This window comes from Picosynechococcus sp. NKBG042902 (genome assembly GCF_963864045.1).
Classification (GTDB): domain Bacteria; phylum Cyanobacteriota; class Cyanobacteriia; order Cyanobacteriales; family MRBY01; genus MRBY01.
On record NZ_CAWLTV010000073.1, the window covers coordinates 145,638 to 170,771 of the forward strand.

Annotated in this window: 24 protein-coding genes; 10 read left to right on the forward strand and 14 right to left on the reverse strand. The window is 49.7% G+C overall.

Features of this window, described 5'->3' with window-relative positions; all coding sequences use genetic code 11:
* Window positions 1–38: 38 nt before the first annotated feature.
* The 3 genes from AACR41_RS11745 to AACR41_RS11755 are packed head-to-tail and all read right to left on the reverse strand — an operon-like array spanning window position 39 to window position 2,126.
* Window positions 39–737 carry a TIGR00266 family protein gene (locus AACR41_RS11745; RefSeq protein WP_030006565.1) on the reverse strand — a complete coding sequence of 233 codons (699 nt, stop codon included), beginning with the start codon at window positions 735–737 and terminating at the stop codon, window positions 39–41.
* Window positions 738–776: 39 nt separating this feature from the next.
* Window positions 777–1,454: a TIGR00266 family protein gene (locus AACR41_RS11750; protein ID WP_012306985.1), complete on the reverse strand. Its 678-nt coding sequence runs from the start codon at window positions 1,452–1,454 to the stop codon at window positions 777–779.
* Window positions 1,455–1,463: 9 nt separating this feature from the next.
* On the reverse strand, window positions 1,464–2,126 hold the full coding sequence (locus AACR41_RS11755) for a TIGR00266 family protein (protein WP_030006566.1): 663 nt from the start codon (window positions 2,124–2,126) through the stop codon (window positions 1,464–1,466).
* A 191-nt stretch (window positions 2,127–2,317) separates the two neighbouring features.
* On the opposite strand from AACR41_RS11755, the gene AACR41_RS11760 reads away from it, so the two are divergent.
* Window positions 2,318–2,641 carry a DUF2605 domain-containing protein gene (locus tag AACR41_RS11760; protein ID WP_030006567.1) on the forward strand — a complete coding sequence of 108 codons (324 nt, stop codon included), beginning with the start codon at window positions 2,318–2,320 and terminating at the stop codon, window positions 2,639–2,641.
* A gap of 42 nt (window positions 2,642–2,683) precedes the next feature.
* Window positions 2,684–3,280 carry an Npun_F5749 family FMN-dependent PPOX-type flavoprotein gene (locus tag AACR41_RS11765; protein ID WP_030006568.1) on the forward strand — a complete coding sequence of 199 codons (597 nt, stop codon included), beginning with the start codon at window positions 2,684–2,686 and terminating at the stop codon, window positions 3,278–3,280.
* Here AACR41_RS11765 and modA read toward each other — a convergent pair.
* The 6 genes from modA to AACR41_RS11795 all read right to left on the reverse strand — a co-directional run bounded on the left by modA (window position 3,270) and on the right by AACR41_RS11795 (window position 10,244).
* A complete protein-coding gene (modA, locus tag AACR41_RS11770) occupies window positions 3,270–4,061 on the reverse strand; it encodes a molybdate ABC transporter substrate-binding protein (protein WP_052349628.1) in 792 nt (263 codons plus the stop codon). The two genes, AACR41_RS11765 and modA, sit on opposite strands and share 11 nt — an antisense overlap.
* Window positions 4,058–4,852 carry an MlaE family lipid ABC transporter permease subunit gene (locus AACR41_RS11775; protein WP_012306990.1) on the reverse strand — a complete coding sequence of 265 codons (795 nt, stop codon included), beginning with the start codon at window positions 4,850–4,852 and terminating at the stop codon, window positions 4,058–4,060. The genes modA and AACR41_RS11775 overlap by 4 nt, the downstream gene beginning before the upstream one ends.
* A 104-nt stretch (window positions 4,853–4,956) precedes the next feature.
* Complete coding sequence (locus AACR41_RS11780) at window positions 4,957–7,665, reverse strand: methyl-accepting chemotaxis protein (RefSeq protein WP_030006570.1); 2,709 nt, start codon at window positions 7,663–7,665, stop codon at window positions 4,957–4,959.
* A 140-nt stretch (window positions 7,666–7,805) separates the two neighbouring features.
* Window positions 7,806–8,342, reverse strand: coding sequence for a chemotaxis protein CheW (locus AACR41_RS11785; protein WP_030006571.1), 537 nt, complete (start codon window positions 8,340–8,342; stop codon window positions 7,806–7,808).
* 60 nt (window positions 8,343–8,402) lie between these two features.
* The gene (locus tag AACR41_RS11790) at window positions 8,403–8,798 is read right to left on the reverse strand and encodes a response regulator transcription factor (protein ID WP_012306993.1); all 396 of its coding nucleotides are present in this window, start codon (window positions 8,796–8,798) and stop codon (window positions 8,403–8,405) included.
* A gap of 258 nt (window positions 8,799–9,056) precedes the next feature.
* A complete protein-coding gene (locus AACR41_RS11795; protein ID WP_030006572.1) occupies window positions 9,057–10,244 on the reverse strand; it encodes a response regulator in 1,188 nt (395 codons plus the stop codon).
* Between the two features lie 429 nt (window positions 10,245–10,673).
* On the opposite strand from AACR41_RS11795, the gene hmpF reads away from it, so the two are divergent.
* On the forward strand, window positions 10,674–12,401 hold the full coding sequence (gene hmpF / locus AACR41_RS11800; RefSeq protein ID WP_030006573.1) for a pilus motility taxis protein HmpF: 1,728 nt from the start codon (window positions 10,674–10,676) through the stop codon (window positions 12,399–12,401).
* A 12-nt stretch (window positions 12,402–12,413) separates the two neighbouring features.
* Here the strand turns inward: hmpF and AACR41_RS11805 are convergent, their stop codons facing one another.
* Window positions 12,414–13,388 (reverse strand): NAD(P)/FAD-dependent oxidoreductase, encoded by a 975-nt coding sequence (locus AACR41_RS11805; protein ID WP_030006574.1) that lies wholly within the window; start codon window positions 13,386–13,388, stop codon window positions 12,414–12,416.
* A gap of 106 nt (window positions 13,389–13,494) precedes the next feature.
* On the opposite strand from AACR41_RS11805, the gene AACR41_RS11810 reads away from it, so the two are divergent.
* On the forward strand, window positions 13,495–14,286 hold the full coding sequence (locus AACR41_RS11810; protein WP_030006575.1) for a YaaW family protein: 792 nt from the start codon (window positions 13,495–13,497) through the stop codon (window positions 14,284–14,286).
* An 86-nt stretch (window positions 14,287–14,372) separates the two neighbouring features.
* Entirely contained in the window at window positions 14,373–16,148 is a 1,776-nt protein-coding gene (locus AACR41_RS11815; protein WP_030006576.1) for a S8 family peptidase, read from the forward strand.
* A gap of 15 nt (window positions 16,149–16,163) precedes the next feature.
* Here AACR41_RS11815 and AACR41_RS11820 read toward each other — a convergent pair whose 3' ends face one another.
* Entirely contained in the window at window positions 16,164–16,406 is a 243-nt protein-coding gene (locus tag AACR41_RS11820) for a hypothetical protein (RefSeq protein WP_030006577.1), read from the reverse strand.
* 159 nt (window positions 16,407–16,565) lie between these two features.
* Between AACR41_RS11820 and AACR41_RS11825 the strand changes: the two genes are divergently transcribed.
* The 5 genes from AACR41_RS11825 to AACR41_RS11845 all read left to right on the forward strand — a co-directional run bounded on the left by AACR41_RS11825 (window position 16,566) and on the right by AACR41_RS11845 (window position 22,028).
* Window positions 16,566–17,570 carry an ABC transporter permease gene (locus AACR41_RS11825; RefSeq protein ID WP_339367640.1) on the forward strand — a complete coding sequence of 335 codons (1,005 nt, stop codon included), beginning with the start codon at window positions 16,566–16,568 and terminating at the stop codon, window positions 17,568–17,570.
* The gene (locus AACR41_RS11830; RefSeq protein WP_228657487.1) at window positions 17,498–18,202 is read left to right on the forward strand and encodes an ABC transporter permease; all 705 of its coding nucleotides are present in this window, start codon (window positions 17,498–17,500) and stop codon (window positions 18,200–18,202) included. Before AACR41_RS11825 ends, AACR41_RS11830 begins: the two co-directional genes overlap by 73 nt.
* 129 nt (window positions 18,203–18,331) lie before the next feature.
* A complete protein-coding gene (locus AACR41_RS11835) occupies window positions 18,332–18,853 on the forward strand; it encodes a hypothetical protein (RefSeq protein WP_030006578.1) in 522 nt (173 codons plus the stop codon).
* 53 nt (window positions 18,854–18,906) lie between these two features.
* The gene (locus AACR41_RS11840; RefSeq protein ID WP_152550982.1) at window positions 18,907–21,384 is read left to right on the forward strand and encodes a PAS domain-containing hybrid sensor histidine kinase/response regulator; all 2,478 of its coding nucleotides are present in this window, start codon (window positions 18,907–18,909) and stop codon (window positions 21,382–21,384) included.
* Window positions 21,385–21,446: 62 nt separating this feature from the next.
* The gene (locus tag AACR41_RS11845) at window positions 21,447–22,028 is read left to right on the forward strand and encodes a thioredoxin family protein (RefSeq protein ID WP_030006580.1); all 582 of its coding nucleotides are present in this window, start codon (window positions 21,447–21,449) and stop codon (window positions 22,026–22,028) included.
* Window positions 22,029–22,315: 287 nt separating this feature from the next.
* On the opposite strand, the gene AACR41_RS11850 is transcribed toward AACR41_RS11845, so the two are convergent.
* From AACR41_RS11850 to AACR41_RS11860, 3 genes are read right to left on the reverse strand one after another with little or no spacing between them, the layout of a single operon-like run.
* On the reverse strand, window positions 22,316–24,319 hold the full coding sequence (locus tag AACR41_RS11850; protein WP_030006581.1) for a DICT sensory domain-containing protein: 2,004 nt from the start codon (window positions 24,317–24,319) through the stop codon (window positions 22,316–22,318).
* Window positions 24,282–24,485, reverse strand: a complete 204-nt coding sequence (locus AACR41_RS11855; protein ID WP_158227946.1) for a hypothetical protein — start codon at window positions 24,483–24,485, stop codon at window positions 24,282–24,284. The genes AACR41_RS11850 and AACR41_RS11855 overlap by 38 nt, the downstream gene beginning before the upstream one ends.
* Window positions 24,466–25,128 carry an SDR family oxidoreductase gene (locus AACR41_RS11860; RefSeq protein WP_030006582.1) on the reverse strand — a complete coding sequence of 221 codons (663 nt, stop codon included), beginning with the start codon at window positions 25,126–25,128 and terminating at the stop codon, window positions 24,466–24,468. Before AACR41_RS11860 ends, AACR41_RS11855 begins: the two co-directional genes overlap by 20 nt.
* Between the last annotated feature and the right edge of the window lie 6 nt (window positions 25,129–25,134).

Consider the following 25,134-nt stretch of genomic DNA (forward strand, 5'->3'; position numbering starts at 1 on the left):
GCACAGCAGCTGATTAATTGTCCTGAGAACGAACGAGGTTAATTATTATTCGGGACTGGGCGGAACGGATAAAGGAAATTCAAGAGAGGAAAGAGATTCCGCGATTGCACCCAAAGCCTACCTTTACCACTAAAACGACAAACTAGGCCTTCTCCGCCGAGAATCCCTGTGCGCAGGCTCCGGAAAGATAACCCCCCAATCATTTCCACGTTGTATTGCAGCGTATCCTCAAAGGCGACAATGTAGCCCGTATCCACCACATAATCCCCTTCTACAGGGATTTCAATGATCGCCCCATAGGAGCTAAACCAAAAATCCCCCTGGCCCGATGCCCGCAGGAAAAAGATCGATTCTCCTGTAAAGAAACCCTTCAGCCCCTGGAATTTGGTGTCGAGATCCACCGAGGGACTAGATGCCACAAAACCCGAAGACTGAACCATAAGACTTTTAGAACCGTCCAAATGATAGTAGGTCACATCCCCCGGCACCCCTGGCGAGATATAGAGTTCCCCGGCAGTATTTCTAGCAGTAAATTCACTGATAAATAGGGATTCTCCACTGAACATCCGCCCGATGCCCTTCATCAAGCCCCCCCGCATCTTCGACTTCATCTCAATGTTGGCATCCATTGCCGCCATCGCCCCCGCCTCTACGAGCAGGGTTTGGTTGGGCGGTAAGGTCACAATGAGCGAGGCATAGGAGGGATTATTTTCAACGCGAAATTCAAACTGAGACATAATTTTTAAGCACTTTCAGCACTGGCTTCAAAGGACAACTTAACGGGGAGGTAATTGGGAACCAACCAGGGAACCAAAGGCTCCGGGATTGTGGGTTTGGCAGTACAGTTTGCCCTTACCTCGGAAGCGACAGACTAGCCCTTCTCCACCGAGGAATGCCCCAATCCAAGAGGGATTTGCTTTACCCACGGTGAAGCTCAGGCTCTTTTCAAAGGCAACGATATGGCCTGTATCCACGACGTATTCGCCATCCACATCCACTTCGTAAATGGCCCCAAAGGACGTCACCAGCAAAGGCCCTTGGCCACTGATGCTAAGCCAAAAGATAGATTCCCCTGAAAAGAAGGATTTAAAGCCCTGCCAACCGAGATCAATGTCCACATTGGGGCCAGAGGCAAGGTAGGAAGAGGCTTGGACAACAAATTCATCGCCCCGCATTTCGTACAGGAGGAGATCCCCCATCAGCTTGGGGGCAAACCAAATTTCACTATTGGGTAAGGGTGCTCGAAAAACGCTCAGAAAGAGGGATTCTCCGGCAAGCATCCGTTTTAGCCCTCCCATGATGCCGCCCCCTTTGCCTTTGCGGAGGGTCGTGCTGGCATTGATATTGCCGCTCATGGCAACCATGGCGCCGGCTTGGGCAATGATTTCTTCCCCAGCGTCGAGGGTGACATGGGCGATCGCATTATCTGGTTGATGTAAGAGTTTAATTTCCATAGCTACCCCCTAACGACATTTTGGACGTAAAAAGCCCACAAGACCTGACACACTCCGCGATTGGAGGTAGATTCGGCCACGGCCTTTGAGTTTATTCACCAGGCCTTCGCCGGAGGTGAGGGAACCAAATAAGCCCCCAGACATCCGAATATTCATGGTGATGCCTGGATCGTAGGCAACGAGGTGGCTGTTATCGACGATAAATTCCCCCGCAATTTGTTTTTCGATGATGCCGCCATAGCACCCGTAAAAGACCCGGCCACTACCTGTGAATTGCAGTTTAAAGAGGCCTTCCCCCGCAAACCAACTGGCAAAGCCAGCCCAACGGATTCCCATTTTTGCGCCGGGGGTATGGGCAATGTAAGCACCGGGCTGAAAACAGATCGGCCCTTGGGACAAATCAATGCGGTGGATATCACCCACCATTGACTGGGTTAAAATGACGGTCTGGGGCCGCTGACTTGTGTTGCGATAAACATTCACAAACAGGGATTCTCCCCCAAATAACCGACGGAGAATCGCCGGGAAAAATCCCCCCGAAAATTCAGTTTTCATTGAGATTCCACCATCCATGCTGACCATTGCACCGGATTCGGCTGTGACCTGTTCGCCGGGTTCGAGGGTGACAAATAGACAAGCAAAGGCGGGTTTATAGCGGATTTCGTATTTCACCGTGACTCTACCTGATAAGAGTTTGAATAAACTAGCCCAATACAAGCTAATTCCCCTTATTTTTAGCAGGGCAATGGGAGTGAAGAAATGTTTGTTAAGGTTGCTTAATATTCAAGGAAATCATCCTCGACAGCGGCGATCGCCTCAAAATGTTAAGATATGTAAAGAAAGTCTCATTTTCAAAAATATCTATGTTTTCTCCAGAACCCGCCGATGAAAAGCAACTTTTAAAGGCTGTGCTGGCCCCGCTTTTGGATGATTTTCTTTATTGGTTTGACCTATCTTTAACGGCCCTCGAAAAAAAATCCTTAAGTTTTATGGCCCCCGCCGAGCAGGAAGACCTCATCGCCCGCATTCGCCAGGCCCAGGGGGAGGTAATGGCGACCAAGTCTCTTTTCCAAGCCACCGATGGCAATGCTGGGGTCGATTTTCAGGTGCTGATGCCCTGGCACCAATTGGTTTCTGAATGTTGGCAAGTGGCCCAAAAGCGACGTCAGTTAGAAGGAGAGGCCTAATTATTCGATACTGGATTATGCTTGGCCCTACCGTAAACAATCATGTCTGTAACGTTTGAATTGGCTCCTTGGCGATCGCCCCTAGCCCGGGCCTTACACCGGAATAAAAGTCAGCCCCACCACCGCTTTTTTCAGTTGGCCACCGTAACGCCGACGGGAAAACCCAGGAATCGCACGGTGGTTTTTCGGGGGTTCCTCGAAGGGAGCAATGACCTCAAAATTATTACGGATCAGCGCAGTGAAAAAATCAACCACCTCGCTACTTGCCCCGATGCCGAAATTGCTTGGTATTTCACCAAAACCCGGGAACAATTCCGCTTTAGTGGTCAGATTAAGCTGGTTACAGCAGCAAGCTCTTCATCACGACTAAATCGCGCTAGACAACAGACCTGGCAAGCCCTTTCGGATGCAGCCCGGGCTCAATTTCTCTGGCCCCAGCCTGGCGATCGCCGTAGTGAAAATTTAGCGGATTTCCAGCCAACCGCAGTGAATGATCAAGAGCCTGTTTCTAATTTCGTGCTTCTCCTGTTTCAGGTGACAAAGGTCGATCACCTCGAACTGCGGGGCAATCCCCAAAATCGCTTTTTATATGACCTCACAGCCGACGGTACTTGGCAGCAAAAAACAGTTAATCCCTAGGGGGACGAAAGCCATATTTTTGTAAAATGGCCTGACCTTTTTGACCCAGAATAAAATCGATAAAAAGTTGCCCTTGGGTTTGCTTGGGTGAGACTTTAATTGGGGCGATCGCATACAAAATTGACCCTGTTGATTCTGGCGCAAAAGATTCAATCATTCGCAAATTAGATTGCTGGAAAATATCTGTTTGGTAGACAAACCCCGCCGTTGCCGATTGATTTTGGACATAGGTTAAAACTTGCCGCACGTTCTCCCCAAAAACTAATTTTTGGGACTGCTCTAGGGTTTGGTAAAGCTGGGGATATTTTTCTAAAAGATTGGCGGCATATCGTCCCGCTGGTACTGTTTTGGGATTACCCAGGGCAATTTTTTGAACATCCTCACCCGCTAAATCTTCCAAACGATTCAGTTGCGGTTGGCTTTGTTGACTTTGAATCAGAACAAGTTGATTTTCCGCAAAAATACGAATTGCTTCTGCTGCGACAAACCCTTTTTGGGCCAAGGATTCAACGGGTTCTAGGGCCGCACTAGCAAAAATGTCAATGGGAGCTTGTTGCTCGATTTGCCTTTGCAATGTCCCGGAGGCAGCGGTATTAAATTGAATTGAAATGTCTGGATACTGTGTTTGAAACTCGGTACGAATCTCTGCCATGACATCGGTCAAGGAAGCGGCGATCGCCACCACTAAAGTTTGCCCAGAATTACCAAAAGTACAACCATGTAGATTGATTACAAGGGCAATGCTTAGACCCCAAACAAAATGTGGCAGTTTGAATTTCATCCCACTAGGGCACTACCTAAACCTTGGAACATCAACCAAGATAGGAAAAAGTTAGCAATAAAAATCGCTAGTAGAGATGTAACAACGGCCGTTGTTGTCGATTGTCCTACGCCCTTTGCTCCTCCAGTTGTTGTCAAGCCCCAACTGCAGCCAATGACGGCAATTAAGCCCCCAAAAACAACAGATTTAATCATTGCACTGATAATGTCCCAATATTCTAAAAAACTCTGGGCCGAGTTGATAAAAATAGACTGGGGAATTTGATATAAATTTATGGCGATGATTAACCCACCAGCCATTCCCGTGAGGAGCGATAAAACAGTCAATAAAGGCAACATCAAACAGCAGGCCAAGAAGCGGGGGACGACCAAATAATCAATGGGATCCGTGCGTAAAATATGCAACGCATCGATTTGTTCAGTGACGCGCATGGTGCCAATCTCCGCTGCAAAGGCCGAGCCGACACGCCCCGCCAAGACCACCGCCGTTAATACAGGGGCTAATTCCCGGGACAAGGAAAGACCCAAAACGCCCCCCACCGCCGTGCCTGCGCCGAAGTAAATAAATTCCCGCGCCACCTGGATGGTAAATACCATGCCGACAAACCCAGCCGTGACTAGGGCAATGAGGAGGGAATCAGGTCCCACCGCCGCCATCTGTTCAATGGTAATGCGTCGGTTGAAACGCCCCCGCAGGAGATGTACGATGACTTGCCCCCCTAGAAGGGTTGCGGCAACTAACCGCTCAAACCATTTCCCAAGGGAACTTTTTGATCTGCGTTGGCTGGTCATAGGTGATCGGATGGGACAACTGAAAATAAAAAAAGGCAAAGGGAAAAGGCGATCGCCAAACTTTATGCAAATTTTACGGGCACTAACGCCATTGCCAAACCATATTACGCCTCATCCGTGGATTCTATGCGGAATCGCTCCACAGAAGCCAGGAGATCCCGGGCGATGCCCACCAACTTTTGTAACGATCCAGCCACCCGTTGGGATTCTCTTGAGGTTTCCTGGGCCGTTAATTCCACCGATTGCATGACCTGGGCCACAGCACGGGAATTTTCCCGCTGTTCAACGGTATCCGCTGTAATTGAGCGCACGAGGGCATCAATACGGTTTGATACCTGAATAATGTCCTCTAGGGATTGTTTCGCCTGCTCAGCCCGTTTAGTCCCGTCAATAACCTGCTGGGTGCCCTCCTCCATTGCAATCATTACCGAGCTTGTTTCACTTTGAATTTGTAAAACAATTTGCTCAATTTCCTTCAGGGCTTTGGCGGAACGGTCTGCCAACTGACGGACTTCATCGGCCACAATCGCAAATCCTTTACCAGACTCCCCTGCCCGGGCCGCCTCAATGGACGCATTCAATGCCAGGAGGTTTGTCCGGGACGCAATCTGGGAAACCACCGCGACAATTTTAGAAATTTCCTGGGAAGATTCGGCTAGACGTTTTACCTTGCGGGCTGTTTCGGCCACCGTTTCTCGAATCTGTAAAATCCCCGCCACGGTGTGCTCTACGGATTCTCCCCCCTTGAGGGCCGTACTCGAAGCAGTTCGGGCCACCTCCTCCGCTTCCCGGGCATTTTCTGCAACCCGCTGGATCGAATCGGTCATCATCTGTACGGAGTTGAGGGTAACGGCCAATTCTTCAGCTTGGCGGAGGGCATCGCTGGATAGACCCCGGGCAAAAGATTCACTATCGGCGGCGTTTTTATTCACCTGGCGCGCCGCTTGTTTAACCTGTTGAACAATTTCCCGGAGATTTTGAATGGTGAGGTTAAAGGCGTCGGCGACGGCCCCTAAGACATCGGCTGTGACCTCTGCTTGGACGGTAAAGTCTCCCCGGGCGGCCCCTTCCACATCATCAAGGAGGCGGATCACCTGGCGCTGGAGGTCTTCTTTGGACTGTTCTGTTTCCTCAGCCCGCCGCTGGGCCTCACTGGTGGTATTTAAAATAACTCGGGCCATTTTATTGAAGCCCGTGGCTAAGGCACCAAACTCATCCTCCGCAAAAACCGTTGCTTTGACATTGAGATTCCCCTGGGAAACCGCGTCGAACTGGTTTTGTAGGTTGTCAGTGCTGCGTTTGATCTGTCGGGTTGTTAACTTCCCAAAAAAGAGGGTCGTACCAAAGCTGGCTGCCCCAGCCAATAAGCTGGTGAGTAAACCTGTTTTGGCCACGGGCCAGAGGGCTTGGGGCCGTTGTTCGGCTGGGGTGGTTTGAAATACGCCCACTGTCACAATCAAAGTGGCGATCGCCGATGCGGCAGCAGCACCAGTCGCAGTGAACAATTGTTTTTTCTGGAGAGGCACATTTTCAAACCAGGCCAAATAACCCTTGGGGTTTTCCGCGACAATTTCCTGGGGTTTATCAGAAACAGTAAAATCTGTCCCTAGACCGCCAGAGAGACTATCCTCCCCTAGGGTGATAAATAGGCTGTCGTCTTCGGTGAGGCCCAATTCTTCGGGAAAATCATCAAAATTAAACTCCCCTGAGGTCGTCGGTGCTTCTAGGGGCGCTTCAAACAGACCTGTATCCGGCATTTTTTGGTCATCATCGAGAATATCCGAACCGAGATCACCAAAATCATCTAGATCCTGTTCGTTGAGAATGCCAAATTCCTCTAAAAAGCCCCCTTCATCCTGTTTTGGTAGCGCTTCTGGTTCTTCATCAAATAGTTCTGCCCCAAGGCTACCCAAGCTAATTTCATCGTCAAAATCTGCCGCCTCATCAGGGGAGAGGGAGTCAGGTGCAAAACTTGGGTGCGCTGGCTCATCAAATGTCAATGCGTCTGCATCGGCTAAAGGAGGATTTTCGAGCCAAGTGGGGGACTCACTTTCAAAGCCGAGTGGTGCAGTATCCACTGCATCAAAATGGTCTTGATCTGCTGAAATTCTGCCATTTTCATGGGTCGGTGACCAATCTAAATCGAAAGGAGACGTATCTTCGCTCCCTAGGAAATCTCCGTCTTCTTCTAGGCCAGCCGCACTATCGAATTCAACCAATTCGTCTTCGTTAAATTCAATGAATTCGCCAGCCTCTGCCTCGAAAAAAGGATCATTAAGGGACTGATTTAAACCTGGTTCAGGGGAGCGATCGCCGGGGTGGGGCACTAAAAAAGTTTCTTCATCTTCCGGGAAATTTCTCAAGGGCAACTCTGGTTCTGCCCATTGTTCTGAATAATCATCCGCCGAAATTGGTTGTTCCCCCGCTGCTGTGACAAAGTTTTCTGGGGAGTTATATTCTGCTGCAAGCGGATAATCTTCTGGCTGGGTGAGGGTCGGCTGTCCACCGCTGGTTTCCCGGTGACCATTGACTTGATCGCTGTAGGCATTGACCTGGGTCAAACCTTGGCGAGCGTATTCATGGTAGTCCCGCTGGTTGGTGACATCCAAAACCCGATGGTAGAACGCGGAGGCCCGCCCTAAATCTTGTAAACCGAGGGAAATATGGCCACTTAAGAGGAGCAAATGGGGATCGTCCGGGTAATCTTTGAGTAACCGATTGGCGATCGCCTCTGCTTCAGGCAAATTATTCTGATAATAGGCCTTCTGGGCCTCAGCATACTCCTTTGAATAATCAGTGGTGCTGGGCGGCATCGGGTTCCCTCCTGGACTGGCACATTTTTAGGATTATCTTACTGAGCGCTGCACAAACTTTTTAACGGATGCAAAACGTATTTTTAATGTAATCTACTTTCTCGCAGATCACAGCACCACCGCAGTAAGTATTAACACCCTTATGTTGCCCAACGGGCCGATTTTAAAATCGCCACATGGTCTAATAAATGCCAAGATTTACTGGCATCATCACCATCCGTCCAAATCCCCCGGACAAATGGGGCCATAACATCCGACAGATCACTAAGCTGAATCTGCAACGTTTCCGCAGCAAGCCACTGCATCCCTTGCATTTCTTCGACGGCTAAACCCAGGAGCATATCTTGATCCTCTATGGCAATCACTGGAATTTCGGCACGGTCTGTCCGTAAGGGGGCACTATCGCCTAAAAATTGCCCCAAATCTGCCACCCAAATAACCTGACCCCGGAGATTAATCGTCCCTAGTAGCAGTGGCGAAACATTGGGAATCGGAGTGATCCGATCCGGTGATTGTTGCATCACTTCACGGATGCCAAACGCCGGAAGCACAAACCCAGTCCCTGAAGGAAGCTGAAACTTGAGGTGTAACTCCCCTTCCGGGCTTTCTAAACCCTGTAACTGGGTTTCTAAGGACGTCAGGTTTTGTTGTAAGGAACTGTCATCAGGTGTAGACATAGATCGAAAAAAACAGACAATTCAGGTTTCGCTAAAAACGGCTATTCCCCAGGGCTTAACTTACTTTTTATTGCTGCGTAGAAGTTGCTTGATGGTGCCAATTAACTCCGCTGGCTGAAAGGGTTTCGCGATATAAGCGTCGGCTCCCTGCTTCATGCCCCAATATCGGTCAAATTCTTCCCCCTTTGAAGAGCACATCACAATGGGGATATTTTGAATTTTCGGGTCGGATTTGAGGCGACGACAGAGTTCGTAACCGTTCATCCGTGGCATGACAATGTCGAGCACAATTAAGTTGGGCAGGGTTTCAGCCGCATTTTTAGCCATTTGACTGAGGGTTTCTAACGCCTCAAGACCATCACCGGCAACATCCACTGTCAAGCCGTTGCCTTTCAGTAATTCTGAAATCATTTCCCGTTGAGAGAGGCTATCCTCAACAACCAAAATTCTACTCATTACAAATGTCCTAGCAATAAAATCACCGGCGTAATAATCACCGTAGCATCAACATTGTCAAAAACATGCCCTGGGACGGACAGACTTTAATTTATCAGGGAGAAGGATTACAAAATGTTTATTTCTTGAGAAATTTCTGGGGAATTGCCGTGAATCTTGGTATTTAGCAAGGGTGCGATGGAGACTAAGGGTTAGGCCATCGCTATCATAGCTTGTTTTTTCACTCCGGGGGCGATCGCCTGGGGAGATCTGCACTGGCTAATGGTTTGGGAGATATTTTTCTAGCAGGGTTAACAACTCCTGCTGGCCGAAGGGTTTTGTTAAATAATCCGTTGCCCCAGCAAAATCTGCCTGAATTCGGTTAATAAACTGCTCTTGCCCCGTCAGCATAATGATAGGAACATTTTGAAATCGCTTACTGTGACGCAGCATCATACAAATTTCATGGCCATCTAGGTGGGGCATGGCGATATCACAGAGAATTAAGTGGGGCACCTCAGCAAAGGCCGCTTGAATTGCCTCTAGGGGATTTTGGACGAGGTGCACTTGATATCCCTGGGTGCTGAGGATTTGCTCTACGGCCTTACCGATGGTGAAGTCATCATCAATGCAAAGAATTCGCCAGGTCTGATGAGACGACATTTCACTGGGACGTGACAAACTTTGGGGAGGGAGAGGATCTAGAACTTGGAGCCAACCTTTTTGGATATAGGGAAGCAAGGCCCTCGCAAGGGCAACGAGGTCACGATTGAGGTAACGGGCCAGTTGGCGGAGGGTTGTTTCTCCAGTAGTCCACTGGGCTAATTTTTGGTAGGCGATCGCCGGTAGCGCGGCGGCAAGTTTTTGGGGTTGGGCCAGCAGTAGACGTTGTTGGGGAAATTGAATCTGGGGATAGAGTTGCTTCCATTTCTGGACTTTTTTAACCGTCTCGAACAGCAATGAAGTCACTGCATAGGTGCTTAGCTGTGGCCCAAAGGGAGTCCCCAACTGAAAATTAAAGTGACCCTGGTGGAGACTCAGGAGATCAAACAAAGTTTCTTGCACCATTGCCTGGAGGATATGCCGCGCTTGATCAACGGTAATTGTTTGGGTTTCTAAAAGTCGCCATAGGGCTGCATATTCAGGGATTGTGGTTTCGGCGATCGCCCCCCGATCAAGATCCTCTAGCTTGTGGGTGAGATGGTAATGGACAAGGTAATCCTGCAAACGGTGCATCTGGGGGGAATAGTCATCAGTCCCGTAGACAATTTGACCATTCACAAAAAAGACTAACCAGGTGGACAAAGGCAGCGAGTGTTGGAAACGCGGCGCTTGTGGAAACTGCCAACTCAAATCATCAACGGCCCCCGATGGTCGAGCTTCGATCCACAATTGCCCAGTCCGTTGTCCCAGCTCAAGGAGCTGCAAAATACTACGGAGATCAATTTCATTGAGAGTCCCTTGCATACTTTTTTGGGGATCATTGGGATCATGGGAACAGGGCGATCGCCCTTGGATTTAAAGCTTAACTAACCCAGGCGCAATTCACTGTCGTGGACAAGTATCAAGACTAACTGGCCTATCATTTTCCCTTTAGGGTAAGACAAGTCGTTCGTTGCTATGTCAGAAAATCACGAAAAATTACACTCCTAGCCAAGAAGATTAAGCCAGTACAATGATCTTCTAAAATCATTGAAGGTGAGTCAACTCCAGTCGTAAGTGCCCCCTTGACCATGGGTAATCCTAAAAATGTTTCGTGATGGCAGTCCTCCGGTCAGTCCCAACCAATGGCGATCGCCTAAGACTTTAAAGTTAGGTCACCTACGCACTACACTCTATCCATGACTCATCACCACTTCGCTCAGGCACTAGCAGTTTCAGGGGGAATACATTCACGTGCTATACCTTGCAGAGGTCAAAAAAACGAAAGGATTCATGGGAAGCAAGACCGAAATCAAATTGCTTGCCTGTGAACGTAATGATCGCAGTTGGAGCACGGTGCCTGGGGAAGAATTAGTCCCTGCCGATGAATTGAGTAATTTCAATGACGGAACCCTCGTGGTCGTCAATCTTGGCAATAATCGGACAATTCAAGGCTCCCCCGAAATCGCCACAAACCGCCTGTTGACGGTGCTCCAGAACTTTTCTCGCCTCATGGACAAATCCAAATCCCAAGAGGAAGAAATTGAACAATGGCGGCAGTCATTGACCTACCAAGCCGATGAACTCAATCGTCGCCAGGAGGAAATGAATAGTCGCCTTGACCAAATTGAAGAAACCGAAGCCGAGCTGCAAAAGCTCCAGGATGAAAAACTAGCCTTTGAAAAACTCAAGGCCGAGGCCGACGAAATTAAAGCAGAATTTGCCCGTAAGCAAGCAGAATTAGAAGGGGCCTGGCAGCAGCTCCGGGGAGAACAACAACGGCTAGCCAATCTCCAGGAAGAAACCGATGGGCAGGGATTAAGCCCAGCGATCGCCACAAAAATTCAGCAAATTCTCGTCCAGTGCCAAAGTAATAATGCCCCCACAGACGAAGTACGTACCCAACTAAATGAGTTGCTCGACGAACTCACGCAACAGGAAGAACTTTTTCAAACCTTCACGCAATATCCCCAACAGCTTCAGGAACTAGAGACCCAACTCGCGGCGATCGCCACCCAAGTCCAGACCGAAACCACCAACGTTGAAGAGAGGCGCCAAGCCCTAGAAAACGCCAAAACCCAGCTCCAGATCCAACGGCAACTTCTACAGGCTAAACAAAGCCACCTCAACCAATTAGCTACGTCACGTCAGCGCCAAGAAGATATGCAGGATTTGCTCAATAATCTCGCTGCCGGAATGGGGGGCATCGAGCACTATGGAGTGGATTTAGCGGCGATCGAGGCCATGCCCCTCGGAGAACTCGAAACCACCGTCGAGAAACTGCGGGACGATTTAGATAAGCTAGTTCGCTTTGTCAATGACCAGGAAGAAGAACTCACCCTCCAACATGAGGCGGTAGGAGAAATTAAAGCGTCTTTGGCGACAGTTGAACCAGACAATGTGATGGAACTCCAAGAGCTCGAAGAAGAACTCAGGGACGAAGAAGAAAAATTAGGGATGCTCAACCAGACTTTAGTGGGTCAGCGACGCACCCTCCGGGAACGCCAAGGGGCATTACAACAGCATTTACGCATTCTCAAGCGTCGCCAAGGAATTATTGAAGTAGAAGCCGAGCAAAATATTGACCTAAGTCCGGCGATCGCCTACCTCGAAGATTATCAGGAGGAAGATGAAACCCAAAAGCAGAAGCTTGAAGCAGAAATTGAGGCGATGCACCATACGATTCAGCAGCTTGAAAATATCCTCATGCCCCAGGAACGGGAGTTAGCGCAACAACAAAAGGATCTAGAGCAAAAACAAGCTGAATACGAAGCCAAACAGCGGGAACAGGCGCAATTACAGGGAAAAGTTCAGCTTTATCAAGGGGAGTTACTTCCACTCAAGGACACCTTAGAACAAATTATCCAGTCCCTCCGCACCCTAGAAAATTCAATCCATCAGTTCCTCAAGGTCAACGAACAACAGCAACAGCTCGCCCAGGAACTCGAACAAACCATGGCCGAGGCGACTCACTCTCCGTAGGACTAATTAAATTTACACAGATAAAAGCGCATCACCAGTGGCCAAACCAGCGGCGATCGCCCCTTCGATACCATTTCCCAAACACCAATCTCCACAGGCGATTAGGGGAGAGTCCGTCGCAAAACGATAATAGGCTTGGCCATAGTTCGTTGCAGGGAGAGCATAGCGCCAACGCTGGATCTGCCACCATTGGGGTGTCGGTAAGGTAAAAAGATTTTGTAATTCATCCAATAGCGTGGTGGCGACGGGGGTTAAATCCGCTGTCTCTAGATATTCTTGGGCAAAATTTCCCGTCGTTTGACAGACTAGGGTGAAATTCCCAGGCGATCGCTTTTGGCCTTCGTAGCTAATTGTGCGCCATCGGGGATGTTGGCTAAGGCGGAGTGCTTGCCAGGGAAATCTCCAATCAAACTGGTCATAACCAACCATGAGAGAGAGGGCTGGCGCATAGAAAATTTCCGCAAGGCGATCGCGCACGGTAATAAAAGAATAAGTGAGTGTGATCACCTGGGGCAGGGGCAGCGCTAAAACCACCTGCCTCGCGCGGACGGTTTCCCCTTGTTCAAAGGTCAGTCGCCAATGGCCCGCAACTTCTTCGAGGTGGATCAGGCGTTGACTTCGATGAATTGTTAAATCTTGGGCTAAATATTTGGCGATCGCCGTCATTCCCGCTGGCACCATCCACTGTTGTTCCCCCGCAAGGGTTTGCCAAATCTCTGGATCAAGGCGATTGGTCGTTGCCACCGACCAGGGTTTTAAAAGATCGGCTGCAACTAAAGTTTCCGTTAAAGCCGCTGTATGGGCTCCTAAAATCTCCCAGTAGGGTAAACCATGGTCAAGGGGCTGTGCTGCAATCCGTCTGGTTGCGAGGCGACCACCCACACCACGGGATTTATCGAAAAGTGCGACCTGTTGGCCTGCCTGTTTAATTTTTCGGCCACAATGAATCCCTGCTAAGCCTGCCCCAATAATCGCCACATCCAACATTTGATCACATTTCCTGATGTTCTCTGTCCGCGCCCCATTGTAAAAAGTTGACCAGCGAAAAGCTAGATTACAATAGGCAGCATCAAGCGTGGAGATGATGTTTGCTGTGGATGAACTACGGACAGCCCTGGAATTAGCAACGGATGAGGAACTGCACCACCTTACTCAACTGCTCTTTAGCCGTAAATTTAATCCCCTCGACTATTGGCAAACGCCCCAACCCAGCGCCATTCGTAGTCAAGACCGCGATCGCCAAATTCAGCACATCGAAACCCGCTTCCGTTTTTTAGCCGCCGATGGGGTTACGGTGCTCCGTCGCCAAACCAAAACCCTCACCTACCGCCAGATCCTGTTTCAGGTAGGAGAATTCCTCGATATTCCCTGTGGGACTGCCCTGGATACCATTGAGCTTGAAGCAGAAATTTTCCTCGCCTTGACCAGCCGAGCTTGGGATAAACTCCCCCAAAAAGAACAACGGGCCTTGATTGATCGAGTGAGGCGATCGCTGGCCCAAACGGATTTACCGGAAGCTTTGCCCGTCCAACTCCAACATAACCCCCTGAGAATTTTCCTTAAAGGGAGTAGCACCTTGGTGATTAGTAGTGTGCTGAAATCATTTTTAATGAAGCAGGTTGCCCGACAGTTGGCGCTACATTTTGCGACGGGCCAAGCCCTAAAAACAACCACAACTCGTCTGGGTTCTTTGATGTTGACCCAAACTGCCCTGCGTTATGGCCTCACCCGTAGTGTGTTGGGGGCTGTTGTCCCGGCCTTGTGGAGTTGGTTTCTTGTCGATCTCGGTTGGCGGGCGATCGCCACTAATTACGGGCGTATTATCCCGATGATTGTCACCTTGGCCCAAATTCGCCTCACTAGAGAACCCCTGGTTGTTGCTTAAACCCCCCGGTTTAACTCTGTATACATTGGCCCGTTTTCACAGAAGTTTGAGCTAGGCTGGGGCAATAGATTTGGCAAAACTTCCCCATGCGCAAATTTCTGATTTTGTTTCTTTTTTGTGTTGGTCTTGGGTTTGGCCTTTGGCGATCGCCGAGCTTGGCGACCCAAGGGGAATACGATTCTTTAATCTTAGATTTTCGCGAAACCGTAGAAACCAGTGTCGTTGAGCAACAGTTAAAGGCGATCGCCCAACAATTCAATGTCATCCCCCGGCTCAATAGTGAATTTTCCGCCGCCGACCAGATCTACGTCATCGAGGGCAAGCGAGAAATGCTCCAGTGGTTGCGCCAATCTGACCCCATTAAAAAAGCAACGGAATACATCGAGCCCAACTACATTTACCGGGCCTATGGGGTGCCAAACGACCCAGATTACCCAAAGCAATGGAATTTACGCAGCATTAATGTCGAAGCCGCCTGGTCAGAAACCCAAGGGGAAGGGATCACCGTGGCGGTTATCGATACTGGGGTGAGTCCTGTGCCAGATTTAGAACAAACCGCCTTTGTTGGGGGCTACGATTTCGTGGGCGATCGCCCGGAAGCTTTAGATGATGTGGGCCATGGCACCCACGTTGCCGGGACAATTGCCCAGTCGACAAACAATAACTACGGTGTTGCGGGCATTGCCTATAAAGCGAAGATTATGCCCATTAAAGTTCTCGCCGCTAATGGTGGGGGAACCGTCGCTGACATCGCCGAGGGAATCCATTTTGCCACCGATCAAGGGGCCGATGTGATTAACCTCAGTCTTGGGGGGGCTGGTGCGAGCCAGCTGATGCAAGAAGCAATTGATTATGCCTATCGCAAAGACGTGGTGATCATTGCCGCTGCGGGGAATGCCAACAAAAATGCTGCTGCCTATCCAGCTCGATATCCCAAGGTGATCGGTGTTGCGGCCACCGATGCGGCTGGCAAAAAAGCGCCCTATTCCAATTACGGGGCAGGAATTGATCTTGCGGCTCCTGGGGGCAGTGAAGCGGGAGGCATTCTCCAGGAAATCCTTAACCCAAAAACAGGCAAACCAGAATTTATCGACTACAAAGGCACCAGTATGGCTGCGCCCCATGTGGCTGGCGTGGCGGCCATGGTGAAAGCGACTGGTGTGACTGAACCAGCCGAAGTTTTACAGGTCTTAACCCAATCAGCCCAAAAGGTTACGGAAGATCCTTTAAACCACTACGGTGCTGGGTATCTGAATGCGGGACAAGCAGTAGCAGAAGCTCTTAAAGGCAAAATTACCGTCAAAGATTTCTTCCGCTGGCTCCGGGATAATGGATATCTAAATCCTCGTTTTTGGATTGATGGGGGCACAGTCGCCCTTTTGCCGAAGTTAGCGATGGTTTTAGGTTCCTATCTCCTCGCCTTTTTCCTGCGGAACTATTTGCCCTTTGGGTGGAGTTTGCCCCTCAGTAGTGGCTTAGTTTTCGGCAGTTCGGGGTTATTTTTCCTCAAGGGTATTTATATTTTTGATTTGCCCCAGGCTCCTTTTCGGCTTCTGGGCAGTTCTCTCCCGGAATTGGGCAATGCCATCAACGGAAATCCTGCTTTAAATCCGCTGTTCGCCAGTGTTTTGATTCCCTTTGGGGTGTTGCTCCTGTTTGCTGGCACCGAGGGGGGGAAACGCTTTGGGGTTGGTCTCTGTTTGGGGGTGGCGAGTTGTCTCTGGGTTAGTGCGATCGCCGGGCCGATGGTTTGGGGTTTGGGATCGGGTATTTTAGCCCAGGCATTTTTAGGGATTAATGGACTCCTGTGTGTTGCCCTAGCGAAATTAATGCTGACGGAACCGTTAAAAACCAGTAACTAGGAAATCTGTCAAAATTTACCACTTTAAAATAGCCGCTTCTGGGCCTTTTTCCTGGCGTGTTTTGGCGTCCTTTTCAAACCACTGGATAATTTCTTTGTGGCTCAGGTTTTCGATGGGGCAATCGAGATCTTGGGCGATGATCCCCAATAGCCGTTGGGAGGAAATAGTAAGACGGGCGAGAAATTTCTCTGGACTGCTCAAGAGGGCAGCATCGACATCGAGGGATTCTTCTGGGGTGAGGAAATTAGGTTGATTCATAACTAATGGATTGAGGTTTGCTTTGTTGTCTTGGGCAATGATGGTTAATGTTGCCTATTTTATCGTCCCGGTGAAGTGGCCTTTGGTGCAAATGAGTTGCATTAGTTTTCCCCTTCAATCCACAATGGGATTTTAGTACCTCTCCTAATTGTGAATCCCTTGAAACGTTTACAGCTTAATTTTTGGACTCCGATGACTTTGGCGATCGCCGCTTTGATTGCCCTGCCAATTTTTTCTGTATTGGGGAGTGTTTTTACGGATTCTGGCGAAATTTGGCGTCACTTGGTCGAAACGGTGCTGGGGCGTTATGTGTTCAATTCCCTGTGGTTGATGCTGGGGGTTGGCGTGGGGGTCACAGTTGTCGGGGTGGCCACGGCTTGGTTGGTAACGATGTGCCGCTTTCGGGGCCAAAGTTTTTGGGAGGTGCTCTTACTCTTGCCCCTTGCAGCACCGGCTTACCTGTTGGCCTATATTTACACGGATATTTTGGACTACTTCGGCTGGGTGCAGCGGTTTTTGCGATTGATATTCGGTTGGCAATCGGCCCAGGATTATTGGTTTCCGGAGGTTCGTTCTCTGGGGGGGGCAATCATCATGCTGATCTTGGTGTTGTACCCCTATGTTTACTTGTTAGCGCGGGTGACTTTTTTAGAGCAGTCGGTCACAACCCTAGAGGCGAGTCGCGCTTTGGGCTGCGGCCCCTGGAAAAGTTTTTGGGCGATCGCCTTACCCTTAGCTCGGCCAGCGATTACGGCGGGTCTGGCCCTGGCTCTGATGGAAACCTTGAATGATTTTGGCACCGTGCAATATTTTGGCGTCGAAACCTTTACTACCGGGATCTATCGCACTTGGTTTGGGTTGGGAGCACCCCAGGCAGCAGCGCAACTGGCAGCGGTGTTGATGCTATTTATTGCGGGGCTGTTGGTTCTCGAAAAATGGTCGCGGCACCAAGCCCAGTATTATCAAACCAGTAATAACTACGACAAACCCCAGGCCTATGAGTTGCAAGGATGGCGGGCTGGGGTCGCCACGATGACCTGTGGGATTCCGGTTTTTTTGGGTTTGTTGTGCCCGTCGGTACTCTTTTGGAAATGGCCTTCAATCGTCCCCAGGCGCGGTTTCGGACACAGTTCTGGGAGTTTGCCCAGCATAGTTTTGTCTTAGCCAGTGTGACGGCAATTTTAGCGGTGGCGATCGCCTTGATTTTGGCCTACGGTCAGCGGTTAAATCACAGCCTCTGGATGGCCTTGGGTGTGCGGATTGCGTCCCTAGGTTATGCCATTCCCGGCTCGGTAATTGCGGTGGGGATTCTGATTCCCATGGGGAAACTCGACAATGCGATCGCCAATTTTTTCCAAGCCCAGTTCAATATCTCCACGGGCTTACTCCTGAGTGGCACGATTACCGCCCTGGTTTTTGCCTATTTAGTGCGCTTTCTGGCAGTGTCCTTTGGGGCCGTCGAAACGAGCCTCGGCAAAATTAAGCCCACCCTAGATGACGCTTCCCGCAGCCTCGGTTATACCCCGATTCGTACCCTGGTGAGTGTGCATACTCCCCTGATGTGGAGTGGTTTGTTAACCGCTGCGATGTTGGTGTTTGTGGATGTGATGAAGGAACTCCCGGCGACCCTGGTGATTCGTCCCTTTAACTTCGATACCCTGGCCGTGAAGGTTTATCAATACGCTTCCGATGAACGGTTAGTTGAAGCTTCCGTGCCCGCCCTGGCGATTTTGGCGGTGGGCTTGATTCCGGTGATTTTTCTCAGTTGGCGCATTGCCCACGTCCGTAACGAGTGAATGGATAACAAATGTAAGAAATTCGCTACAAATCCTTAATAACTGGGTGAGAATGGGTAAGGTGACTTCTAGAAGATTGATTTTATTCATTACAAAAATCATCGTTATCCTAGTCGGCTTTCCAGACAAATGTTCCAGGATTCCTCCAAGCTGCCGAATTCCCAGTCACATCAAAGTCCGTACAAAGCGCGCTTCAATGTCCGGTATTTATCTTGGGGGTTGGCGATCGCCGTTGTTGGTGTCGTTGCTGGTGGTATTTTTAGCTTCCGGTGGTTTAGTGAAAAACTGTTACTCGATCTACAGGACAGTCTTTTGGGAGTGGCTAAACTCCAGGCAACCCAAATCGACCAGTGGTTATTGGAACGGAAAGGTGATGCCCGGGTAATTGCTTCAAGGCCCACGACTATTGATGCCCTAAAAGCCTTTGCGACTAATGAGCCGAATTCCGCCATCGTCCAACAGCAACAGGCGAATTTAACCCAATTGGCCCTCGATGTGCAAACCAGTTACGATTACCGCCGCATCGTTTTTTTAACCGCCAGGGACAAGTTGTTTGGCAAACGGGGGCGCAAAATCCCCTACCCCAGGAAATTAATACAGTTTTTAGGGAGGCAGATCACCAAACCAGTCTTGGGGGAGCAGTACGGTTAATCGACTTAAATCTCCTAAAAGTCAATAATCAAGACTTGCCCGTTTATGGTGTTTTGTCTTACATCCACGATGAGCAAAATAATTTTATTGGGGCAGTGTATTTAGAAAAAGATCCCCAGAATTTTTTATATAGTTTGTTAGGCCGAACTGCCAATGCCACCGCTGAAACCTTATTGGTGCGTCGTGAAGGAAATAATATTCGTTACCTCAATCCCCTACGGTTTGCCAGTGATCCACCATTACGGTTAAGTCGTTCCCTGGATCAAGATTCTCTCCTCGCAACCCAAGCAATTTTGCAGTCTCGGCGTTTGGTGCGGGGCACTGATTACCGGGATATTCCCGTTGTGGGGGCTTCCTTTGAAACGACCCAAGCCCCTTGGATTGTGATTTATAAGGTCAATCTCCGGGAGGCTAATGCCCCTTTTCGTCAGTTGGCGATCGCCATTAGTGGTCTATCGGGCTTACTGATCGGGGTTGTTTTTTGGGTGGGCTACCAAATGCTGCGGTTACATCGCTTTAGGCTAGAGGCGATCGCCAGGGAAGCAGAAATCGAAAAAGCGCAGATCCGTGCCGCCAGTGCCTCCCGTTATTTAACGGCCATTGAAACTGCTATTGATGGTTATGCCGTTTTAGATGATCGGGGCTATTTTCTCGAAGTTAACGTGGCCCTGGGCGAAATGACAGGCTATGACTGCGATGAATTGCTGCAACGCTCAATTTTTGATCTGCTCATTACTGATGATCTTGATCCCACGCGACTACTCATAGAATGGGGCGATCGCCGCAGACTGAAACTCTATCAACAGTGGCGACACCAAAAAGGTCAGATCCGAGAAATGCAACTGAGTTTGACCACTGACCTCAGCGAAGATCAAAGCCGATTTTTTATCTTCGTCCAAGACATCACCCAGCAAAAACAAGCCAATGCCGCCCTCGGCGAAAGCGAACAACGTCTCTACCGGGCGATTCAAGACGCACCCTTTCCCATTCTGCTCTACGCCAGTGATGGTGAAATTTTGCAGCTCAATCGTACTTGGACAGCGTTAACTGGCTATGACATCATGGAAATTCCCACGATCGCAGCCTGGGCCGCAAAAGCCTACGGTGAAGCATATCTGACGGCCCTACAGGGGATCGAGAAAGTTTATGAGATCCAAAATTCCACCCATGACGGTGAATACGCCATCCTGATCAAAGGCGGCGACCAACGTATTTGGGATTTTAGTAGTGCTCCCCTTGGAACCTTGCCCGATGGGCGTAAACTGCAAATCACCATGGCGATGGATGTTACGGACCGCAAGGCCAATGAAGTCGCCCTCCAAGCCGCCAAAAAACAAGCCGAAGAAGCAAACCGGGCAAAAAGTCTGTTTCTCGCCAATATGAGCCACGAACTACGCACACCTTTAAATGGCATTTTGGGTTACACGCAAATTTTGATGTTTGATGAATCCTTGAGTACAGAGCAAAAAAGCAGCCTCAAAATCATTGAACAATGCGGTCATCATCTCTTGAGTTTGATTACTGATGTGCTTGACTTTTCTAAAATTGAAGCCCAACGCCTAGAACTAATGCCAACGGCGGTACAATTCCATTACTTTATTCTGGATATTATCCAAACCTGTCAGATCAAGGCCACAGAAAAACAACTCCTCCTTAATTACGATATTGATCCAAATATTCCTGATTATTTACTGGTTGATGATCAACGTCTCCGGCAAGTGTTGCTGAATCTATTGGGCAATGCGATTAAATTTACCCACCAGGGAAGCGTTGTTTTAGACGTTCAATTAAGCCAGCCCCCGCAGACTCCCCCCAAATCTCCTAAGCACCATTGGCACAGAGTACACTTCGCGGTTCGGGATACAGGCTGTGGCATTGACCCCGAAAACCATCAGAAAATTTTCTTACCCTTCGAGCAGGTCGGCGATCGCCGCAGTCGTCCCCACGGTACAGGTTTAGGATTAGCGATCAGCCAAAAATTAGTGGCGATGATGGGGGGCGAACTCCAGTTAACGAGTTATCCGAACAAAGGGAGTTGTTTTTCCTTTGACCTGGAGCTGTCGGAGGTGCTCGTTAGTCCTCCCCTGGTTGCTGAGGATCAAGCGACCCGTGATCACCTACAAATTATTGGTTATGTGGGCCGCCGGCAGACCATTCTGATTGTGGATAGCCGTTGGGTTAATCGTTCTGTGATTAAACACTTCTTGATGCCTTTGGGTTTTCAGATTCTCGAAGCCGAAAACGGAAAAGATGGTTTGATGGTGGCAGAGGCCCATCCAGTCGATCTCATCATTTCAGAGATGGTAATGCCCCGGATGGACGGTCAAGCCATGGCCCACCAGATTCGTCAACTCGAAAAATTTAGGACAATCCCTATCTTCGCCATGTCCGGGGATGTTTTGGATCATGGTTGGCATAATATAAATTCGGATTTTGACGCTTTTTTAGAAAAACCACTGGATTTTTCAAATTTATTGGAGATGCTTCAGACCCATCTTCATCTCACTTGGGTTTATGAAGGCGATCGCTAAATTGATTTTGATGGTTTGCGTCAGTCCCAGCAACTTACACACAATTATTGAGGTAATTTTTTATGGCTCGCACTGAATCCACCATGCTTCCCCTGGGTGCTCCGGCCCCTGATTTTGCCCTACCGGATGTCACCACCGGAAAAACCGTTAGCCTTGGAAATTTCCGGGGGAAAGCGGGTTTGCTCGTGATTTTTATGTGTCGTCACTGTCCGTTTGTGATCCACGTCCAGGATGAGCTAGCCCGGTTGGGAGTAGATTTCGTCCCCCAGGAGCTAGGCATTGTCGCCATTAGTGCCAATGATGCAGAGAATTATCCGGATGATGGCCCAGAGAAGCTCAAGGAAATGGCGGCAGCACTCCAATTAAATTTTCCGATTCTCTATGATGAGTCCCAGGCGATCGCCAAAAGTTATCAAGCGGCCTGTACCCCTGATTTTTTCCTTTTTGATCAGGACTTAAAGCTGGTCTATCGGGGCCAATTGGACGACGCGCGCCCCGGTAATGACAAGCCCGTGACGGGAGCTGATCTTCGCCAGGCGATCGCCGCTGTTTTGGCAAAAGAAACCCCTGATCTGAACCAAAAGCCCAGCCTTGGTTGCAATATCAAATGGAAACCAGGCAATGCCCCCAGTTATTTTGGCTAAACCACAGGGGACGACTTGACCGTCAGCCACAGCAAAATGACGAGGGCCAGGACAAGCAGTTTTACTAAAATGTACAGGGTGCCATCTGGAAATAAATAGGTGCTTAACATAAAGCCTCCTTGGGACTTCACTCAGGGATCTCTCGCTCAGATAGGGAGTCTGTGGATTCTGTGGTGTCCCTCTATCTTTATTGTCCTGCGCCCTTAGTCCTCTGTAGGCCCATGCTGATATTTAGTTGGGAATATTCACAAAGCTTAAGGTGAATTGCTCAGTTCTGTGAGCGTTTGTTAGCGACGCCGGGAACGCTTCGTTTTCGTTTTTGTTTTGCTGGTCTGGTTCGTTTTCGGTGGGCTGGGTTCTTCAAAGACCGGCACCGTAAAGGAAAATTGACTCCCCTGATTTTTGCCTTCAGATTCTGCCCAGATCGCTCCCCCCCAGGCGGTGACAATCTGGCGACAAATCGCTAATCCTAAGCCAGTGCCGCCAGCGCTCCGTCGCAATGCCCCTTCTTCTTGGTAAAAGCGATCAAAGACTGTTTCGAGGCGTTTGGGTTCAATGCCCCGGCCATTATCGATAATGCTCACGGTGAGTTTATGGGGATCTTCGGCGGTGATGGCGATCGCCACTTGACCCTGCTTGGCATCGCTAAATTTACAGGCATTGTCCAGCAACTTGGCAATCACTTCTACAAGCCATTCTCCGTCAGCTTGGACGAGGGGCAAATCTGGCGAAACCTGATTGATCAGTTGGGGCAGGGGTTGGCCGCCACTTTGATGACGTTTGGCCCGCACGTGGCTCATGGCCAGTTCCACACATTCATAGAGCATCAGGGGTTCAATATTCCACTCCACCCGACCACTTTCGAGCTGGGACAGGGTCAGAAAATCCTGGACGAGGGTGCGTAGACGTTCTGCATCCTGGAGGGCGGTATCTAGCATCACCTGGCGCAGTTCCTCCGGCATATCCGGCTCATTGGCAAGGCTTTCTAGGCAGACTTGAATCGTCGATAAAGGTGTCCGGAGTTCATGGCCTGTGATCGCCACAAGGTTAGAACGGGTACGGTCAAGGGCCGCCAATTGTTCGTTGAGTTCTTCGAGGTTGTTGTAGGCTTCGGCCTGAATTAGGGCCACACCTACTTGGATGGCGATCGCCCCGACAAGGGCAATATCTTCCTGTCGCCAGTGGATTGCCTCTGGGTGGCAGTGATGTAACTCGATCATGCCGATCAGTCGCCCTTGGTAGAGTACCGGCACCAGTAGCCAGGAGACAATGGAACAGGTTTGGGTGAGGGTTTCTAGCTGGTCTTTGATAAAGTCTGGATCTTGCTCGGTATTATCAATGCCGAGGGCTTCCCCCAGGGAGACAACTTTTTGAAAGAGGGGATTATCCTTCAGGGGCCAATTGCGACCTTTTACAGAAATTTGATCCCCATGGAGAAATTCATGCTGGATCTGGGCTTGTTCGTCCGACTCTTTGCAACGGTAAATAATGCAGCGACAGACTCCGAGACCTTCTCCCAATTTTTCGACGGCCAATTGCAAGATGTCTTCGGTGTCGAGCGATCGCCGAATGGCCGCTGTGACCGTATTAATTAAACGCTCCTTTTGTTCTTTATTCGCTAGGGAGCGGTTGGCTTTGAGGATTTTGTATTGACCCGCCTGGAGATAGTTCACCAAGCGCTGCACAAAGGGATCGGCGGTGGAATTAGGCTGATGTTCCGTTAGATCTTGGTGACCATTTTGGAGGTAAGTTTCCTTGGCCGTTTGAATTTTTTCCTGGAGTTCCGGGCGATATTGGGCAATGCGATCGAGGAGGATTTCCGCTGCTTTTTCGGTAATGTTGCGGTCTTCGGTCCAAATACCTTCAAAACGACGGGCATTATCGGCGAAGTGATCTCCCTTTTCAGAATTGTTGTGTTTTTCTCGGCAGAGGAGACAACTGGCAAAATTCTCCCCAATCACCACTAGGTGCCACTCTTCGCTTAGGGCATCATCTGGCGTAAAGGCAATGCGCTCGTAGGTGTCAGAAGCGTTTTCAAATTCTGTTTCTGGGGCCGCGAGGACGTAAACCTGTTGGGATTTATCGGCAATGCGACGATAACGGGTTGCTTCCTGGCGGTAGTATCTTTCTTGCTGGAAGCTGGCGATCACCAAGGGGGAATCTTGACCTGCAAGGACTTGATCTTCCATCGCGTGGGAGAGTGCCGTTAGGGAAGATTTGAAATAGAGTTGCGATCGCCCATGGGGAACGGCTTCAAATAATTGTTTGACAACCGAGGTTTGAATACTCATTAAGAAATGCTTTTTCCCGAAAGGAATAGTCGCCTTCTACGAACGATGGACCAGAGGAATTCCCTAGATTATCCTTGATCACCCAATATTGATCAATTTTTCTAGGGGATTTGGCAACTGAATGAATGGTGACGAGGCGATCGCCATTACGCAGAGCCCAAGGCACGAATCAGGTCAGGGATCGGCTGAGGCTCACGGTCACTGTCCGTAATCGCTTCAATAATTTGTCGGTTTGCCTGGGGATGATCAAGGGCGGCCACGCATAATTCTGCCACCTGCTGCCGGGGAATTCGTCCTTCAAACAGGGTATCGGCTTGGGCGAGTACCAGGGGCGCTGCGGCTTCGGCATTCAAGCCACCGGGACGGACAATCGTGTAATTGAGGGAACTGTTGATGAGGTAAGCCTCGGTTTGTTTTTTCCAGAACAGCACCAGACCAAATAGATTCAACGGATGGAAAAATTTAGATACACAAAGGGACGTGACGAGGACAAATTGCTTAACTCCCTGGGCCACGGCAGCATCGATCAGCGATTTGGTGCCGACATAATCCACTTGAAAAAATGCGGCAGGGTTCAAACTGGGTCGGGCGGCGGCGGCACAAATGATGTGGTCACAGTCGGCGATCGCCCCTGGGAGGGATTTTTTATCGAGGAGATCGCCAACGACTAATTCCGCGTCCGAGGGCAAAATTTCTTTGCCTTTGGTGAGATCCCGCACCATGGCCCGCACCGGGATATTTTGAGCAATTAGGGTTTCGACAACGCGCCGTCCCGTTTCCCCCGTCGCCCCGACCACTAAAACTTTCATCCTCGT